We start from the raw sequence: 17,476 nt of genomic DNA on the forward strand, positions 1-17,476 counted from the left end.
CATGGGCATCTTCGAGCGCCCCGCCCCGGCCTTCCTCGACGCCCTGGAGCGCGAGTTCGGCTTCGCCCCGCCCCGCGAGCACGGCTTCGACGTCGTGCGGGCCATCCGCGCCCTGCGCGACGGCCAGGCGAAGGTCTTCTTCGCCATGGGCGGCAACTTCGTGGCGGCCTCCCCCGACACCGAGGTCACCGAGGGCGCGATGCGCGCCGCGCGGCTGACCGTCCATGTCTCCACCAAGCTCAACCGCTCCCATGTGGTCACCGGGGCGCGGGCGCTGATCCTGCCCACCCTCGGCCGCACCGAGCGCGATCTCCAGGGCGGTGGCCCGCAGTTCGTCACCGTCGAGGACTCCATGGGCATGGTGCACGCCTCCCGCGGGCGCCTGGAGCCCGCGAGCTCCCATCTGCTCTCCGAACCCGCCATCGTCTGCCGGCTGGCCCGCCGGGTGCTCGGCCCCGAAAGCCGCACCCCCTGGGAGGAGTTCGAGAAGGACTACGCGCGGATCCGCGACCGCATCGCCGCCGTCATCCCCGGCTTCGAGGACTTCAACACCCGGGTGAGCGACCCCTCCGGCTTCGCCCTGCCGCACGCCCCGCGCGACAGCCGCAGCTTCCCCACCAACACCGGTAAGGCCAACTTCACCGCGGCCCCCGTCGAGTACCCCACCGCCCCCGAGGGCCGGCTGCTGCTCCAGACCCTCCGCTCCCACGACCAGTACAACACCACCATCTACGGCCTGGACGACCGCTACCGCGGCATCAAGAACGGCCGCCGGGTGGTGCTGGTGCACCCCGAGGACGCCCAGGAGCTCGGGCTGGCCGACGGGAGCTACGCCGACCTGATCAGCGAGTGGACGGACGGCATCGAGCGGCGCGCCACCGGCTTCCGCGTGATCCACTACCCGACCGCGCGCGGCTGCGCCGCCTCGTACTACCCGGAGACCAACGTCCTGGTCCCGCTGGACGCCACCGCCGACACCAGCAACACCCCGGCGAGCAAGTCCGTGGTGATCCGCCTGGAACAGACACCCCCGGCCTAAGCGTTTGCTCAGTCGCCTGGTAAGAAGGTGGCCACCACAAGCAACTGAACGGAGCCGGTCCGATGGGCGAGCAGACCAGCGTGAAGTTCCCGCAGGAGGTAATCGACGAGTACGCGGCGCTCGGCGTGGATCTTCCCGCGCTGTTCTCCGCCGGGCACCTGGGCACCCGCATGGGCGTGCAGATCCTCGAAGCCTCCGCGGACCGCGTCGTGGCCACCATGCCGGTGGAGGGCAACACCCAGCCGTACGGCCTGCTGCACGGCGGCGCCTCCGCCGTGCTGGCCGAAACTCTCGGTTCGGTCGGCTCGATGCTCCACGGCGGCAGCGGGCGGATCGCGGTCGGCGTCGACCTCAACTGCACCCACCACCGGGGAGTGCGCTCCGGCCTGGTCACCGGCGTCGCCACCCCCGTCCACCGGGGCCGCTCCACCGCCACCTACGAGATCGTCATCAGCGACGAGCAGGACCGGCGGGTGTGCACCGCCCGCCTCACCTGCCTGCTGCGCGAGGTCGACGAGGCCGGTCAGGCCAAGACGGTCGCCGAGGCCACCGAGGCCAAGGAGCGCGGCGAGGCGTGACACAGGGGCGGGCCGGACGCCGACGTAACGGCCGCCGGGCCGGACGCCCCCCGGGCGGCGTCCGGTGCCCCGCCTCCGGCCCTCGCGGCCCCGGCCGGTCCGGCCCCAGTGGCAGCCGCCGGTCCAGCCCTCGCACCCCCGCCGGTCCGGCCCTCGCCGTAACGGCCGGCGTCATCGCCGTTGTCCCTCCGGGAGGCCGGGTCTAGCGTGCCCCCCATGGGGGCAACGACCCGGGCGGGTTTCTGGCCCGCCACCGCCTGTGGCTGCGCTCTCGTACTCGCCGTGACACTGACCGGATGCGGCGGATCCGGTTCCGGCGGCTCTCACAACTCTCGCGGCCCGGTTGGCAGTTCCCCGTCCGCGTCCCGCCCCGGCCCCAACAGCCCCACGCCACAGGCGCCTTCGCCCGTACGGCTGTGCGCCGATCTCATCTCCTACTGGGCCGAACAGGACCTCGCGGGCAGCCGCTGGGCCGGGCTCGACTGGGAGCAGAAGGGGCTCTCCAACCAGCAGTACGAGATCTACGACGACATCGTCCACGCCGCGCGCGCCGAGCGGCGGCGGCATGGCACCCCGGCCGCCAAAGCGCTGATCAAGCGCCTGGCCGAGCGCCGCTGCGCGGCCGCGAACGGCGCCACCCACAGCTCCGAGAACTGGCGACCGCCGACCTGAGCCGCATCCGTCCGGCACCACCGCCACCCCATCGGACCGACACCGACAGTCGTAACACTCCGTAACACTGACGCAATACAAGATCGCATTTTCGCCACCCGCGGCGCCTCTGAACTCGATCTTTCCCCGCTCGTCCGCACACGCCAGTTCGCGCATCGTTCACCAGTCCCCCGCACTCCTTAGCGGAACTGCAACTTCTCAGGATCCGGACCTAACGATTGGATCGGATTCGCCCCATTCGTCCCTTACGTTCCGCTACACGGACATCCCGGGGTGACGCGCGTCATAACAAGACAGTCACATCATCGTCTGGACCTCTGCCACCGGTCGCGCCTCGCGCTTAGAGTCACAGCCAGTCACGGCCCCGTGGGGTGTACGCCGCACCCGCACGGCCATTCCAGGTTCATCCGGCGAGGACACGGCACCCCATGAACCCGGGGTGCCGGGCCAGCGAAAGGATTCCTCGTGCGACACCGTTCCTTGCTCATCATCACGACCGCGATCACTGCGGGAGCCCTGACCCTCAGCGCCTGCGGGTCGCGCGACAACAAAGACAACAGTGGCGGCAAGGACAGCAAGACCACCGTGGTCATCGGTGTCGACGCCCCGCTCACCGGCTCGCTGTCCGCCCTCGGCCAGGGCATCAAGAACTCCGTCGACCTCGCCGCGAAGGTGGCCAACAAGAACAACGAGGTCGACGGGGTCACCTTCAAGGTCAAGTCCTTCGACGACCAGGCCGTGCCCTCCTCCGGCAAGGCGAACGCGACCTCGATGGTCGACGACGAGGACATCCTCGGCGCGGTCGGGCCGCTGAACTCGGGCGTCGCCCAGTCCATGCAGGGCGTCTTCGACCGGGCCGACCTCGCCCAGGTCTCCCCCGCCAACACCAACCCGGCCCTCAGCCAGGGCGACGACTGGGCCTCGGGCAAGAAGACACGCCCGTTCAAGACCTACTTCCGCACCGCCACCACCGACATCATCCAGGGCCGCTTCGCCGCGAAGTACTACTACAAGGACGCGAAGAAGCGGAAGGTCTTCGTCGTCGACGACAAGCAGGCGTACGGCAACGGCCTCGCCACCATCTTCGCCCAGGAGTTCCAGCGCCTCGGCGGCAAGGTCGTCGGCCGGGACCACCTGACCGTCAAGGAGACCGACTTCTCCGGCATCGCCAACAAGGTCAAGTCCACCGGCGCCGACTCCGTCTACTTCGGCGGCCAGTACCCCGAGGGCGGACTGCTGTCCGACCAGGTCAAGCAGGCCGGCGCACAGGTCCCGATCATGGGCGGCGACGGCATCTACGACCCCGCCTTCATCAAGGCGTCGGGCACCAACAACGACGGTGACCTCGCCACCTCCGTCGGCTACCCGGTCGAGCAGCTCGACTCCGCCAAGACCTTCGTGAAGAACTACGGGGACCAGCACTACAAGGACCCGTACGCGGCCTACGGCGGCTACTCCTACGACGCCGGCTGGGCCATCATCGAGGCCGTCAAGGCCGTCGTCGAGGACAACGACGGCAAGCTCCCGGACGACGCCCGCGCCAAGGTCACCGAGGCGCTCGGCAAGGTCTCCTTCGACGGCGTCACCGGCAAGGTCTCCTTCGACCAGTACGGCGACACCACCAACAAGCAGCTCACCGTCTACAAGGTCACCAAGGGCGCCTGGAAGTCCGTGAAGAGCGAGACCTTCAAGGACTGACCCCAAGCGGCGATCCGCACACCCACGAAACGAATCCGCGCGAGGGCGTACACCATCGCCCTCGCGCGGCGTCATATCCGACACGCTCATCGGAGGCCCTGCGGTGCACGAACTGCCGCAAACGCTGGTCAACGGCCTGACCCTCGGCGCCCTCTACGGCTTGATCGCCATCGGGTACACCATGGTCTACGGCATCGTCCAGCTCATCAACTTCGCCCACGGCGAGATCTTCATGATCGGGGGCTTCGGGGCCCTCACCATCTACATCTGGCTGCCCAGCGGCACCGCGCTCTCCCTCGCCCTGCCCCTCATGCTGATCGGCGGCATCGTCGCCTCGGTCGCCATCGCCACCGCGGCGGAACGCTTCGCCTACCGGCCTCTGCGCGGCGGCCCCCGGCTCGCCCCCCTGATCACCGCGATCGGCCTGTCCATCGCACTCCAGCAGGCCGTCTGGGCCTTCTACCCCGACGCCAAGAAGCCCCGCAGCTTCCCGCAGTTCGAAGGCTCCTCGTTCGAGATCTTCAGCAATCTCCACATCCAGCGCGGCGACGCCTTCCTGCTCATAGCCGCCCCGGTGTGCATGCTCGCCCTCGGGCTGTTCGTCTCCAAGAGCCGCGCCGGCCGCGCCATGCAGGCCACCGCACAGGACCCCGACACCGCCAAGCTCATGGGCATCAACACCGACCGCATCATCGTGATGGCCTTCGCCATCGGCGGTGCGTTCGCCGCCGTCGCCGCCCTCTCCCACGGGCTCAAATACGGCCAGATCAACTTCGAGATGGGCTTCATCGCCGGCCTCAAGGCGTTCACCGCCGCCGTGCTCGGCGGCATCGGCAACATCTACGGCGCCATGCTCGGCGGCGTCGTCCTCGGCATCGTCGAGGCCCTGGCCATCAAGTACATCCAGGACATCCCCGGGATGGACCAACTCGGCGGCGGCGCCTGGAAGGACGTATGGGCCTTCACCCTGCTCATCGTCGTCCTGCTGGTCAGGCCACAAGGTCTGCTCGGCGAACGCGTCGCGGACCGGGCGTGAGGGAGTGAACCGATGACCACCGACAAGACCCAGCCCACCCCCGTGAACGAGGCCGAGCCCGGCGCCACCGCGCCGCGCACCACCCTGCTCCGCGCCCTCACCGCGGCCGGCGGCGCCGCCGCCGTCGTCTCCACCTTCCTCGCCTGGACCTGGACCGCCGAATTCCCCGGCGATCTGACCGTCTACGGCTACCCCGGCGGACTCCAGCTCCTCACCCTCGTCCTCGGCATCGCCACCGCCCTCTTCGCACTGGCCGCCCTCGGCCTGAAGGGCCTGCGCTGGCTCACCCCCAGCGGCTCCACCCAGGCCCTGCGGATGCTGGCCCTCGGCACCTTCGCCGTCACCTGGTTCACCGTCATCGCCATCGCCGTGGACCTGGACGGCCTGGTCAACCTGGAACCCGGCGGCTGGATCGCCGCGGTGGCCACCGCCGCCCCCGTGGCCACCACCTTCCTGCTCCCGGACGACACCCGCCCCCTGTGCCGCCCCGAGAAGCTGCCCTCCTGGGCCGACATCCTGATCATCGCGGGCGTCTTCGCCCTCGGCCTCTACGTCGTCAACTACGGCATCCAGACCGACGCCGACCACCCCGAGCCGTTCATCGGCTACCTCATCGCCGTCGCGTTCGCCGCCGTCGCCCTCATCAAGGCCGGGCTCGTCAGCCGGATCAGCGAACTCACCAGCGCCTACCGCTCCACCACCCTGGTCGCGGCGCTGATCACCGCGATCGTCTTCCCCTTCTTCCAGGACAAGTCCAGCTTCACCGAACTCGGCGTCAACATCGCGATCTTCGCGACCGTCGCCCTCGGCCTGAACATCGTCGTCGGCCTCGCCGGCCTCCTCGACCTCGGATACGTCGCCTTCCTCGGCGTCGGCGCCTACACCGCCGCCCTGGTCTCCGGATCCACCGCCTCGACCATCGACGTCAGGTTCCCCTTCTGGGCCGCCGTCATCACCGGCGGCGTGGTCTCGCTGATCTTCGGCGTCGTCATCGGCGCACCCACCCTGCGGCTGCGCGGCGACTACCTCGCCATCGTCACCCTCGGCTTCGGAGAGATCTTCCGTCTCGCCATGCTGAACCTCGACGGCACCTCAGGCCCCTCCGTCACCAACGGCCCCGACGGCATCCCCAACATCCCGCCGCTGGAGATCTTCGGGTTCAACTTCAACGACGACCACAGCATCGGCGGGCTCAGCCTCGACTCCAACGGCAACTACTACCTGCTGATGCTGCTGGTCACCATCGTCGTCGTGCTGATCTTCAGCCGCGCCGGCAACTCCCGCATCGGCCGCGCCTGGGTCGCCATCCGCGAGGACGAGACCGCCGCCACCGCCATGGGCATCAACGGATTCCGGGTCAAGCTGGTCGCCTTCGCCCTCGGCGCCACCCTCGCCGGAGTCGCCGGCGCCGTCTGGGCCCACTTCCAGTCCACCGTCGTCCCCGAGCAGTACGTCTTCGCCGGCCCCGTCCCGCCCAACTCCACCTTCCTGGTCGCCGCCGTCATCCTCGGCGGCATGGGCACCATCGGCGGCCCGCTGCTCGGCGCCACCCTGCTCTACCTGATCCCCAAGAAGCTGGAATTCCTCCAGGACTACCAGCTCCTCGCCTTCGGTATCGCACTCATCCTGCTGATGCGCTTCCGCCCCGAAGGGATCGTCCCCAACCGGCGGCAGCAGCTCGAATACCACGAGACCGGCCAGCTCGACGTCCCCGGCGCGACCGGACTCAAGGACGGTGCCGTCGGCGTCACCAAGGCGGAGGCATGACACAGATGACCACCACCACGACCTCCCCCGTGCTCACCGCCACCGGCGTCACCATGCGCTTCGGCGGGCTCACGGCCGTACAATCCGTCGATCTCGACGTCCACCCCGGCGAGATCGTCGGCCTCATCGGCCCCAACGGCGCAGGCAAGACCACCTTCTTCAACTGCCTCACCGGCCTCTACATCCCCACCGAGGGCAGCGTCGCCTACGAGGGCACCGTCCTGCCGCCCAAGCCCCACCTCGTCACCCAGGCAGGCATCGCCCGCACCTTCCAGAACATCCGGCTCTTCGCCAACATGACGGTCCTGGAGAACGTCCTCGTCGGCCGCCACACCCGCACCAAGGAGGGCCTGTGGTCGGCCCTCCTGCGCGGCCCCGGCTTCAAACGCGCCGAAGCCGCCTCCAAGGCCCGCGCCATGGAACTCCTGGAGTTCACCGGCCTCGCCGACAAGGCCGACCACCTCTCCCGCAACCTCCCCTACGGCGAACAGCGCAAGCTGGAGATCGCCCGCGCCCTCGCCAGCGACCCCGGACTGCTGCTCCTCGACGAACCCACCGCCGGAATGAACCCCCAGGAGACCCGCGCCACCGAGGAACTGGTCTTCGCCATCCGCGACCTGGGCACCGCCGTACTCGTCATCGAGCACGACATGCGCTTCATCTTCAACCTCTGCGACCGGGTCGCCGTCCTCGTCCAGGGCCAGAAGCTCGTCGAGGGCACCTCCGAGGTCGTCCAGAGCGACGAGCGCGTCATCGCCGCCTACCTCGGCACCCCCTTCGAAGGCGCACCCGGCGCCGAGGAGGCCGCCGAGGTCGAGGCCGCGGAAGCCGGGGCCTCGGAGGCCGGAGCCACGACCGGCGCCCCGCAGGACGAGACCCAGCGGGGCACCACAGCACGTACGGAGGACGGACAGTGACCGCACTGCTCGAGGTCGAGGACCTGCGCGTCGCCTACGGCAAGATCGAGGCCGTCAAGGGCATCTCGTTCAGCGTCGAGGCCGGCCAGGTCGTCACCCTCATCGGTACCAACGGCGCGGGCAAGACCACCACCCTGCGCACCCTGTCCGGCCTGCTCGAACCCCTCGGCGGGGAGATCCGCTTCGACGGCCAACCGCTCAAGGGCGTCCCCGCACACAAGATCGTCGCCCTGGGGCTGGCCCACTCGCCCGAGGGACGGCATATCTTCCCGCGGCTGTCGATCGCCGAGAACCTCCAGCTCGGAGCGTTCCTCCGAAAGGACTCGGACGGCATAGCCGCCGACATACAGAAGGCGTACGACCTCTTCCCCATCCTCGGCGAACGCCGCGCCCAGGCGGCCGGCACCCTCTCCGGCGGTGAGCAGCAGATGCTCGCGATGGGCCGCGCCCTGATGTCCCGTCCCAAGCTGCTGATGCTCGACGAGCCCTCGATGGGCCTCTCACCGATCATGATGCAGAAGATCATGCACACCATCGCCGAGCTCAAGTCCCAGGGCACGACGATCCTGCTGGTCGAACAGAACGCCCAGGCGGCCCTGTCGCTGGCCGACCAGGGCCATGTGATGGAGATCGGCAAGATCGTGCTGTCGGGGACGGGGGATGCGCTGCTGCACGACGAGTCGGTGCGCAAGGCGTACCTCGGCGAGGACTGAGGGCTGAGGACCGGCAGAAACGGTAAGGGGCCCGTACCGCCGACGCGGCGATACGGGCCCCTTCCGCTCGTCCCCTACTGCTCCTTGGCCTTCTTCTCCGCCGCGTCCTCGATAACGGCCTCGGCCACCTGCTGCATCGACAGCCGACGGTCCATCGAGGTCTTCTGGATCCAGCGGAAGGCGGCGGGCTCGGTCAGCCCGTACTGCGTCTGGAGAACACTCTTGGCCCGGTCGACCAGCTTGCGGGTCTCCAGCCGCTGGGAGAGGTCGGCGACCTCCTGCTCCAGGGTCTTCAGCTCGGTGAAGCGGGAGACGGCCATCTCGATGGCCGGGACCACATCGCTCTTGCTGAACGGCTTCACGAGATACGCCATCGCCCCGGCGTCCCGGGCCCGCTCGACCAGCTCGCGCTGGGAGAAGGCGGTCAGCATCAGGACGGGGGCGATACGGTCGGCCGCGATCCGCTCGGCGGCGGAGATGCCGTCGAGAACCGGCATCTTCACATCGAGGATGACGAGGTCGGGGTGGTGCTCCTGGGCGAGCGCGACAGCCGTCTCACCATCGCCCGCCTCGCCGACGACGGAGTACCCCTCCTCCTCGAGCATCTCCTTCAGGTCGAGGCGGATGAGCGCCTCGTCCTCGGCGATGACGACGCGGGTTGTCAGCGGTGGGACGTGCGACTGCTCGTCGGGGGCGTCAGCGGTGCTCACTGTGCTCCTCGTCTTCCTGGCAGGTGGGCACCACGAGCCTACCGATGTCCTGTATCTTTGACGCACGGAGGGGCTAGACTGACCTTCAGATTGCAGGGGCTCCGGTAGTCCAATCGGTAGAGACGATACCCTCAAAAGGTATTCAGTGTGGGTTCGAATCCCACCCGGGGCACTTTTCATTGATTCCAAGGTCACCAGCGGAATCCGAGATCTGCCTTCGATAAGGTGAATAGTCCTTCGAATGGACGCGCGACGGCCGCACTGCGGTCAAGCTCGCATGCGTGTACGACCTCGAAACGCGTAAGCGCGCTCTTGCCTTGGTCCGCCAAGGGCGCAGCCTGAACTCGGTAAGCAAGCAGACGGGGATTTCCCGATTCGCGATCCGCGCATGGCAGGTCCGGCTGGAGCCCATCTCCCGCACGGCGGACTGCCCCAGATGCGCATCCGAACCACGGCCACCGGAAGACACCACCGCCTATTCCTATCTACTCGGGCTCTATCTCGGCGATGGCTGCATAAGCCGCCTGCAAAAGGGCGTTTACTTCCTGCGCATCGCATGTGCGGATGTCTGGCCGGGCCTCATCGACGCCTGCGGAGAGGCGATGCGCGCCGTTCGGCCCGACAACAGCGTTTACCGCGTCCAGCGGCAGGGGTGCGTCATGGTGACCGGCTACAGCAAGCACTGGCCATGTCTGCTTCCGCAACATGGGCCGGGCAAGAAGCACGAGCGGCCCATCACCCTGGAGCCCTGGCAGCAGGAGATAGTCATCGCCCACCCCTGGGAGTTCGTCCGAGGGCTGGTGCACTCCGACGGCTGCCGGATCACCAACTGGACGACGAAGATCGTCGCCGGGGAGCGTAAACGCTACGAATACCCCCGGTACTTCTTCACCAACAAGTCCGACGACATCCGCAAGCTCTTCACCGACACGCTCGATCGGCTCGGGATCGCATGGCGGCAGACCAACGCATGGAACATCTCCGTCGCCCGCCGTGCCTCCGTCGCCCTCATGGACAAGCACGTCGGGCCGAAGTACTGAGCCCAGTACTTCGGCCCCAAGGGAGCGAGGTTCGGCTACCGCAGGTCGTCCGCGCCGATGTGGTGGACGCGCACGAGGTTGGTGGAGCCGGAGACGCCGGGCGGGGAGCCGGCGGTGATGATGACGAGGTCGCCCTTGCGGCAGCGGCCGAGGCGCAGCAGTTCCTCGTCGACCTGGGCCACCATCTCGTCCGTGGAGTTGACCATCGGGCCGAGGAAGGTTTCGACGCCCCAGGTGAGGTTGAGCTGGGAGCGGGTGCCCGGATCCGGGGTGAAGGCCAGGAGGGGGATCGGGGAGCGGTAGCGGGAGAGGCGGCGGACGGTGTCGCCGGACTGGGTGAAGGCGACGAGGAACTTCGCGCCGAGGAAGTCGCCCATCTCGGCCGCCGCGCGGGCCACCGCGCCGCCCTGGGTGCGGGGCTTGTTGCGCTCGGTGAGCGGGGGGAGGCCCTTGGCGAGGATGTCCTCCTCGGCGGCCTCGACGATGCGGCCCATCGTCTTGACCGTGACGATCGGGTATTTGCCGACGCTGGTCTCGCCGGAGAGCATCACCGCGTCCGTGCCGTCGATGATCGCGTTGGCGACGTCGGACGCCTCCGCGCGGGTGGGGCGGGAGTTCTCGATCATCGAGTCGAGCATCTGGGTCGCGACGATCACCGGCTTGGCGTTCCGCTTGGCCAGTTTGATCGCGCGCTTCTGGACCATCGGGACCTGCTCGAGCGGCATTTCCACGCCGAGGTCGCCGCGGGCGACCATGATGCCGTCGAAGGCGTCGACGATGCCCTCGAGGTTCTCGACCGCCTGCGGCTTCTCGATCTTGGCGATGACGGGGAGCCGGCGGTCCTCCTCGTCCATCACCCGGTGGACGTCCACGACGTCGTCGCCGTTGCGGACGAAGGAGAGGGCGATGACATCGGCGCCGATGCGCAGTGCCCAGCGCAGGTCCTCGATGTCCTTCTTGGACAGCGCGGGGACGGAGACGGCCACGCCGGGGAGGTTGAGCCCCTTGTGGTCGGAGATCATGCCGCCCTCGATGGCGATGGTGTGCACCCGGGGTCCGTCGATGTCGACGACCTCGAGGGTGACACGGCCGTCGTCGACGAGGATCCGCTCACCCTTGCTGACGTCGCCGGCCAGCCCCTCGTAGGTGGTGCCGCAGCGGAACCGGTCGCCCTCGATGGGTTCGACGGTGATGATGAACTCGTCTCCGCGTTCAAGGAGTACGGGTCCTTCACGGAAGCGGCCGAGCCGAATCTTCGGGCCTTGAAGGTCGGCGAGGATGCCGACGCTGCGGCCGGTTTCCAGCGAGGCTTTGCGCACTCGCCGATAACGCTCCTCGTGCTCGGCATAGGTGCCGTGGCTGAGGTTGAAGCGGGCCACATCCATTCCGGCTTCGATGAGTGCCTTGATCTGCTCGTACGAGTCGGTGGCGGGTCCCAAAGTACAGACGATTTTTGCTCGGCGCATGGTGTCGAGCCTATGACTTACCGGCGAGTAAAGAGCCCGGAACTTCACACTCCTCCATGGCCTTTGGATGGCGGGCTATTGACAACTAATGAAACGTGCAGAGGGGTGCTCCGATGAGCGTTTCGGAGGATGGTTTCAAGACTCGGAAGGAGGGCCCTCAGAGCTCGGGAGGGGTGATCGTAAAGCGCGCGTTGACATGCGCATACACCGTCTGGCGCTGCGGTTCGAGGTCGAGCGCGGCGGCGGTGTCCCGGTCGGCGGGGCCACCGAAGGCGGACCGGCCGCGCGTGGCGGCGGCCACGGGCTGGAGCGGGCCCTGCTCCGCGTCGAGGTCGGCCAGCTCGGTGAGCGCGACCAGCCGGGAGCCGAGCGCTCCGGCGTACTCGCGGGCGCGCTGCACCGCCTCGCGCACCGCCTGCTGCCGGGCCCGGCCGTAGGCGGGCGAGTCGGGGCGCAGCCCCCACCAGGGGCCGTCGACGCGGGTGAGGTCGAGGTCGGCGAGGCGGGTGGTGAGCTCGCCGAGGGCGGTGAAGTCGGTGAGGGTCGCGGTGAGGTGCACCCGGCCGTGGTAGGCCCGTACGCGCTCATGGCGGCTCTTGGGGTTGATCTCGGGGGTGACCGAGAAGGCGCCGGTCTCCAGTTTCTCGACCGCTTCGCCGTAGGGCTTCACCAGTGCGAGGACCTGGTTGTTGCGGCGGGTGAGGTCGTCGAGTGCGGCGCGCCGGTCGGCGCCGCGGGCGCTGATGGTGATGGTGAGCCGGGCGATCTCGGGGTCGACCTCCAGCGTGGCCTCGCCGCGGACGGCGACGCGCGGGGCGTCGGGGGTGCCGTAGGGCACGGGGGCGGCGGGCACGGGGGCGGGGGCGGCGGGCTGCGGCGGCTGGCTGGGGTGGGCCGGCTGGTCCATGGCGGCTCCTGGTCGGGTGTGCGCGGGGTGGTGTCCGGAGCGTACGACGGCCGGGCCCTCGGCGGGGTGGGACGACCCGGCCGGGAGCATTCTGGTCTGACCGTCCCTCAGGAGGCACCGGCGGCAACCTGATCGCAATCTGCCGGGGGTGGTGCGGGGCGGTGCGGCTGGGCCAGAATCTACGCGCGTTGTGCTCATTTCGCAGGTGTCCCGGAGGAGATCAGTCATGCCGCTCAACCGTCGGAAGTTCCTGGGCCGCACCGCGGCGACCAGTGCGGGGGCCGCCCTCGCCTCGGCCGCGGCCGCCGTCCCGGCCGAGGCGGGGGGTCACGGGCGCCCCCGGCGGCGGTACGCCTTCACCGTGATGGGCACGACCGATCTGCATGGCAACGTCTTCAACTGGGACTACTTCACCGACGCCGAGTTCGACGACACGGCGCACAACGATGTGGGCCTGGCGAAGATCTCCACGCTGGTCGATCGGGTCCGTGAGGAGAAGGGGCGCCGCAATACGCTGCTGATCGACGCGGGAGACACCATCCAGGGCACCCAGTTGTCGTACTACTACGCCAGGGTGGACCCGATCACCGGGGCGGACGGCCCGGTGCATCCCATGGCGCGGGCGATGAACGCGATCGGCTATGACGCGGCGGCGCTGGGCAATCATGAGTTCAACTACGGCATCCCGGTGCTGCGGAAGTTCGAGGAGCAGTGCGACTTCCCGCTGCTGGGGGCGAACGCGCTGGACGCGAAGACGCTGCGGCCCGCCTTCGCGCCGTACTGGATGACGCGGCTGCGCACCCCGTGCGGGCGGGATGTGAAGGTGGCGGTGCTGGGGCTGACCAATCCGGGCATCGCGATCTGGGACAAGGTCAATGTGCAGGGGAAGATGACCTTCCCGGGCCTGGAGGAGCAGGCGGCGAAGTGGGTGCCGCGGCTGCGGTCGATGGGCGCGGACGTGGTGATCGTCTCGGCGCATTCGGGTACCAGCGGCACCTCCAGCTATGGCGACCAGGTGCCGTATGTGGAGAACGCGGCGGCGCTGGTGGCCGAGAAGGTGGCGGGGATCGACGCGATTCTGGTGGGCCATGCGCATGTGGAGATCCCGGAGTCACGGGTGGTCAACAAGGAGACCGGGCGCGAGGTCGTGTTGTCGGAGCCGCTCAAGTGGGGTCAGCGGCTGACCCTCTTCGACTTCGAGCTGGAGTGGGAGCGGGGCCGCTGGCAGGTGGCGTCGGTGTCGGCGAAGGTGCTGAACTCCAACACATCCGAGGAGGACCCGCGGATCGTGCGGCTGCTCGGTGATGAGCACAAGAAGGTCGTCGGGTACGTCAACCAGGTCATCGGCACCTCGACGGCGGCGATGGCGGCGACCGAGGCCGCGTACAAGGACGTGCCGATCCTCGACTTCATCAACCATGTGCAGTCGGAGACGGTGAAGGCGGCGCTGGCGGGGACGGAGTACGCGGCGCTGCCGGTGCTCTCGCAGGCGTCCTGTTTCTCCCGTACGGCGTCGATCCCGGCCGGGGAGGTCACGATCCGGCAGGTGGCGGGGTTGTACCCGTTCGAGAACACGCTGGAGGCGCGGGTGCTGACCGGCGCGCAGCTCAAGGAGTACCTGGAGTTCTCGGCGCGCTACTACGTGCGGACTCCGGCGGGTGGCGATGTGGACCCGTCGAAGCTGACGAATGCCGACAACACGCCCGACTACAACTACGACGCGGTCGGCGGCCTTACGTACGAGATCGACATCGCGAAGGCGCCGGGCTCGCGGATCGCGAAGCTGAGCTTCGACGGCAAGCCGATCGATGAGAAGGCGCGGTTCGTGCTGGCGGTGAACAACTACCGGGCGAGCGGCGGCGGCAACTTCCCGCATGTGGCCTCCGCGAAGCAGGTGTGGGCCAATTCGGAGGAGATCCGGAACACGATCATCGCCTGGGTGCAGGCGGAGAAGACGATCGATGTGTCGCGGTTCGCGTCGGTGGACTGGAGGCTGACCCGGGACGGCGCCCCGGTGTTCCCGGACGCCGGCTGAGATCGCCGTCCGGGAGGCGTATGCGGGGGGGGGCGTGCCGTCCGCGCGGGAAAGGCCAATTCCGGACAGAATGGATCATCTGAGGACGGGGCCGGGGCCGGGAGCTGGGTGCCGGGGTGAGGTCACATCCGGGTAGGGGCGAGTCCGTTGCGCTGGTCGGGGAGGTGCGGGCCGCCGATGACGGTGTCGCACCGCCCCGACGGCTGGAGGCCGAAGGCGGTGAACGCGGTGCGGGACGGCAACCGATAGGCGGGTTCCGCGAGCAGCGAGTTGAGGATGACGGCGGAGCGCCAGGCGGCGAGGCCGAGGTCGGGGGTGCCGACGCCATGGGTGTGGCGCTCGGCGTTCTGGACGTACACCGAGCCCTTGATCATGGGGTCGAGGACCAGGCGGTGGTCGGCGTCGATGCGCGGGCGCTCGGAGGCGTCCCGGCGGATGTAGGGGTCGAGGGCGGCGAGCAGGGTGTCGACGCGGCGCTCGCGGTAGCCGGTGGCGAGGACGACGGCCTCGGTGGTGTGGCGGGTGCGGGTGCCCTGTTCGGTGTGTTCCAGGTGGAGTTCGAGGCGGGCGGCGGCGATACGGCCGGCGGTGCGGACGGTGACGCCGGGGGTGAGGACGGCGCCGGGCCAGTCGTCGGCGTGGAGGGCGCGGCGGTAGAGCTCGTGGTGGATGGCGTCGAGGGTCTCGTGGGCGATGCCCTTGTAGAGCTGCCACTGGCGGGGCAGCAGTTGGTCGCGGACGGGCTCGGGCAGGGCGTGGAAGTAGCGGGTGTAGTCGGGGCTGAACTGCTCCAGGCCGAGCTTGCTGTACTCCATGGGCGCGAAGGACGGGGTACGGGCGAGCCAGTGGAGTCCTTCGGCGCCCAGCGGCCGGTGGCGCAGCAGGTCGAGGAAGACCTCGGCACCGGACTGGCCGGAGCCGACGACGGTGATGTGGCCGGTGGCCAGGAGCCGTTCGCGGTGTTCGAGGTAGTCGCAGGAGTGGAGGACGGGGACGTTGGGGGCGTCGGCGAGGGGGCGCAGGGGTTCGGGGACGTACGGTTCGGTGCCGACGCCGAGGACGAGGTTGCGGGCGTAGGCGCGGCCGAGGCCCCTGCCGTCCTCGTCGGCCCGGGTGAGGTGGGGCGCGTGGGCGTCGTCGGCCGGGCCGCCGAGCCGGGTGAAGTCGATTTCGAACAGCTCGTATTCGTGGTCCCAGCGGACGGCGTCGACGCGGTGGTCGAAGTGGAGTCCGGGAAGCTGTTCGCTGACCCAGCGGCAGTAGGCGTCGTATTCGGCGCGCTCGATGTGGAAGCGCTCGGCGACGTAAAAGGGGAAGAGCCGCTCATGGGCCTTGAGGTACTGGAGGAAGGTCCAGGGGCTGCCGGGGTCGGCGAGGGTGACCAGGTCGGCGAGGAAGGGGACTTGGATGGTGGCGCCGTCGATGAGCAGGCCGGGGTGCCAGTGGAAGGCGGGCCGCTGTTCGTAGCAGGCGGTGCGCAGGGCGGGGAGGCCGTGGGCGAGGGCGGCGAGGGAGAGGTTGAACGGGCCGATGCCGATACCGGCCAGGTCCAGGGGCCGGTCGACGCCGTGGGCGGGACCGGCGGCGGGGGCGGGATCGCAGGCAGGGGTGGGGGGTTGTTCGGTGCTCATGGGGTGGTGTGGCCTTCCACGAGTTCGAGCAGCCCGCGCAGATCGTCGGGCTGGGTGTGCGGGTTGAGAACGGTGACCTTGAGCCACAGCCCGTCGGGGGTGGCGGCGCGGCCGAGGACGGCCGTGCCGTGGTGGAGGAGGCGGCGGCGCAGCGCGGCGACGGCGGCGGGCGGCGCCCCGGTGGGGCGGAAGAGGACGGTGCTGATGGTGGGGCGGGCGTAGAGCTCGAGTCCGGGGCGGGCCTCGATGAGGTCGGCGAGGTGCTGGGCGGCCGTGCAGACGTGGTCGACGAGGTCGCCGAGGCCGCGGCGGCCGAGTGCCCGCAGGGTGACGGCGATCTTGAAGATGTCGGGGCGGCGGGTGGTGCGGAAGGAGCGGCCGAGCAGGTCGGGCATCCCGGCTTCGGTGTCGTCGTCGGCGTTGAGGTACTCGGCCTGGTGGGCCAGCGGGGCGAGGGCGGCGCTGTCGGGGACGGCGAGGAGGCCCGCGGCGACCGGTTGCCAGCCGAGTTTGTGCAGATCGAGGGCGACGGTAGGGGCCCGGTCGAGTCCGTGGAGCTGTTTGTGGAGGGTGTCGCTGAAGAGGAGGGGTGCGCCGTAGGCGGCGTCGATGTGGAGGGTGGCGGCGTGGTGGTCGCAGACGTCGGCGATATCGGGGAGCGGGTCGATGGCTCCGGTGTCGGTGGTGCCGGCGGTGGCGACGACGAGGGTGGGGGCGTCGGCGTCGGGCAGCCGGCCGAGGGCGGTGTGGAGCGCGGCCGGGTCGAGGACGCCGGTGGGGGTGGGGAGGGTGTGGGGCGTGGGCAGCCCGAGGAACCAGGCGGCGCGGTGGATGCTGTGGTGGGCGTTGCCGCCGCAGATGATCCGCAGGGGTCTGCCGACGCCGCCCGCGGCTTCGCGGGCGAGGAGGAGCGCGAGCTGGTTGGACTCGGTGCCGCCGGTGGTGACGAGCGCGTCGGGGGCGGGGCCGTGGGGGTGGACGAGCTCGGCCAGGGCGCGGCAGGTCAGGGCCTCCAGTGCGCAGGCGGCGGGGGCCTGGTCCCAGGAGTCGAGGGAGGGGTTGAGCGCGGACACGGCGAGGTCGGCGGCGGCGGCCACGGCGAGCGGCGGGCAGTGCAGATGGGCGGTGCAGCGCGGGTCCGCGGGGTCGGCCGCGCCATGGGTGAGGGCGCGGACGAGGGTGCGCAGCGCATGGTGGGGCCCCTCCCCCTCGTCGGGGATGAGTGGCCGGGCCGCGCCGCGTATCCGCCGGTCCACCGCGGCCGGGC

General features: G+C 69.6%; 15 protein-coding genes and 1 tRNA gene. 11 read left to right on the forward strand and 5 right to left on the reverse strand.

What is annotated here, in order from left to right; genetic code table 11:
• The 8 genes from KN815_RS26030 to KN815_RS26065 all read left to right on the forward strand — a co-directional run.
• Nucleotides 1-1,039: molybdopterin dinucleotide binding domain-containing protein (locus KN815_RS26030; protein WP_301184645.1), on the forward strand; the 1,039-nt coding region annotated here is incomplete at its 5' end.
• A gap of 62 nt (nt 1,040-1,101) precedes the next feature.
• Nucleotides 1,102-1,617, forward strand: a complete 516-nt coding sequence (locus tag KN815_RS26035; RefSeq protein ID WP_216344350.1) for a hotdog fold thioesterase — start codon at nt 1,102-1,104, stop codon at nt 1,615-1,617.
• A gap of 216 nt (nt 1,618-1,833) precedes the next feature.
• Nucleotides 1,834-2,289 (forward strand): hypothetical protein, encoded by a 456-nt coding sequence (locus KN815_RS26040; RefSeq protein ID WP_216344351.1) that lies wholly within the window; start codon nt 1,834-1,836, stop codon nt 2,287-2,289.
• A gap of 465 nt (nt 2,290-2,754) precedes the next feature.
• Nucleotides 2,755-3,987 (forward strand): branched-chain amino acid ABC transporter substrate-binding protein, encoded by a 1,233-nt coding sequence (locus tag KN815_RS26045; protein ID WP_216344352.1) that lies wholly within the window; start codon nt 2,755-2,757, stop codon nt 3,985-3,987.
• Nucleotides 3,988-4,090: 103 nt separating this feature from the next.
• Nucleotides 4,091-5,023, forward strand: coding sequence for a branched-chain amino acid ABC transporter permease (locus KN815_RS26050; RefSeq protein WP_216344353.1), 933 nt, complete (start codon nt 4,091-4,093; stop codon nt 5,021-5,023).
• 12 nt (nt 5,024-5,035) lie between these two features.
• Nucleotides 5,036-6,790, forward strand: coding sequence for a branched-chain amino acid ABC transporter permease (locus tag KN815_RS26055; protein WP_216344354.1), 1,755 nt, complete (start codon nt 5,036-5,038; stop codon nt 6,788-6,790).
• The gene (locus tag KN815_RS26060) at nt 6,787-7,707 is read left to right on the forward strand and encodes an ABC transporter ATP-binding protein (protein ID WP_216344355.1); all 921 of its coding nucleotides are present in this window, start codon (nt 6,787-6,789) and stop codon (nt 7,705-7,707) included. The genes KN815_RS26055 and KN815_RS26060 overlap by 4 nt, the downstream gene beginning before the upstream one ends.
• Nucleotides 7,704-8,420 carry an ABC transporter ATP-binding protein gene (locus KN815_RS26065; protein WP_216344356.1) on the forward strand — a complete coding sequence of 239 codons (717 nt, stop codon included), beginning with the start codon at nt 7,704-7,706 and terminating at the stop codon, nt 8,418-8,420. Before KN815_RS26060 ends, KN815_RS26065 begins: the two co-directional genes overlap by 4 nt.
• 74 nt (nt 8,421-8,494) lie before the next feature.
• On the opposite strand, the gene KN815_RS26070 is transcribed toward KN815_RS26065, so the two are convergent.
• Nucleotides 8,495-9,130 carry an ANTAR domain-containing response regulator gene (locus KN815_RS26070; RefSeq protein WP_216344357.1) on the reverse strand — a complete coding sequence of 212 codons (636 nt, stop codon included), beginning with the start codon at nt 9,128-9,130 and terminating at the stop codon, nt 8,495-8,497.
• Nucleotides 9,131-9,228: 98 nt separating this feature from the next.
• On the opposite strand from KN815_RS26070, the gene KN815_RS26075 reads away from it, so the two are divergent.
• Nucleotides 9,229-9,302: transfer RNA gene (locus tag KN815_RS26075), tRNA-Leu, on the forward strand.
• A 109-nt stretch (nt 9,303-9,411) separates the two neighbouring features.
• Entirely contained in the window at nt 9,412-10,170 is a 759-nt protein-coding gene (locus KN815_RS26080) for a helix-turn-helix domain containing protein (protein ID WP_216344358.1), read from the forward strand.
• A gap of 35 nt (nt 10,171-10,205) precedes the next feature.
• On the opposite strand, the gene pyk is transcribed toward KN815_RS26080, so the two are convergent.
• Nucleotides 10,206-11,636, reverse strand: a complete 1,431-nt coding sequence (gene pyk, locus KN815_RS26085) for a pyruvate kinase (protein WP_216344359.1) — start codon at nt 11,634-11,636, stop codon at nt 10,206-10,208.
• A 157-nt stretch (nt 11,637-11,793) separates the two neighbouring features.
• Nucleotides 11,794-12,543, reverse strand: coding sequence for an SIMPL domain-containing protein (locus tag KN815_RS26090; protein WP_216344360.1), 750 nt, complete (start codon nt 12,541-12,543; stop codon nt 11,794-11,796).
• Between the two features lie 226 nt (nt 12,544-12,769).
• On the opposite strand from KN815_RS26090, the gene KN815_RS26095 reads away from it, so the two are divergent.
• Nucleotides 12,770-14,578: a bifunctional metallophosphatase/5'-nucleotidase gene (locus KN815_RS26095; RefSeq protein WP_216344361.1), complete on the forward strand. Its 1,809-nt coding sequence runs from the start codon at nt 12,770-12,772 to the stop codon at nt 14,576-14,578.
• 122 nt (nt 14,579-14,700) lie between these two features.
• Here the strand turns inward: KN815_RS26095 and KN815_RS26100 are convergent, their stop codons facing one another.
• A complete protein-coding gene (locus KN815_RS26100) occupies nt 14,701-16,209 on the reverse strand; it encodes a lysine N(6)-hydroxylase/L-ornithine N(5)-oxygenase family protein (protein WP_253209249.1) in 1,509 nt (502 codons plus the stop codon).
• Nucleotides 16,206-17,476 (reverse strand): pyridoxal phosphate-dependent decarboxylase family protein (locus KN815_RS26105; RefSeq protein WP_216344362.1); only part of this gene is annotated, 1,271 nt, incomplete at its 5' end. The genes KN815_RS26105 and KN815_RS26100, both read right to left, overlap by 4 nt.

The sequence above is a fragment of the Streptomyces niphimycinicus genome, assembly GCF_018883605.1.
GTDB lineage: Bacteria > Actinomycetota > Actinomycetes > Streptomycetales > Streptomycetaceae > Streptomyces > Streptomyces niphimycinicus.

Coding starts and splice junctions, on each gene's coding strand:
- KN815_RS26040 (WP_216344351.1), top strand. CDS start 1,834: ATGGGGGCAACGACCCGGGCGGGTTTCTGGCCCGCCACCGCCTGTGGC.
- KN815_RS26100 (WP_253209249.1), bottom strand. CDS start 16,209: ATGAGCACCGAACAACCCCCCACCCCTGCCTGCGATCCCGCCCCCGCC.
- pyk (WP_216344359.1), bottom strand. CDS start 11,636: ATGCGCCGAGCAAAAATCGTCTGTACTTTGGGACCCGCCACCGACTCG.
- KN815_RS26060 (WP_216344355.1), top strand. CDS start 6,787: ATGACACAGATGACCACCACCACGACCTCCCCCGTGCTCACCGCCACC.
- KN815_RS26055 (WP_216344354.1), top strand. CDS start 5,036: ATGACCACCGACAAGACCCAGCCCACCCCCGTGAACGAGGCCGAGCCC.
- KN815_RS26095 (WP_216344361.1), top strand. CDS start 12,770: ATGCCGCTCAACCGTCGGAAGTTCCTGGGCCGCACCGCGGCGACCAGT.
- KN815_RS26035 (WP_216344350.1), top strand. CDS start 1,102: ATGGGCGAGCAGACCAGCGTGAAGTTCCCGCAGGAGGTAATCGACGAG.
- KN815_RS26090 (WP_216344360.1), bottom strand. CDS start 12,543: ATGGACCAGCCGGCCCACCCCAGCCAGCCGCCGCAGCCCGCCGCCCCC.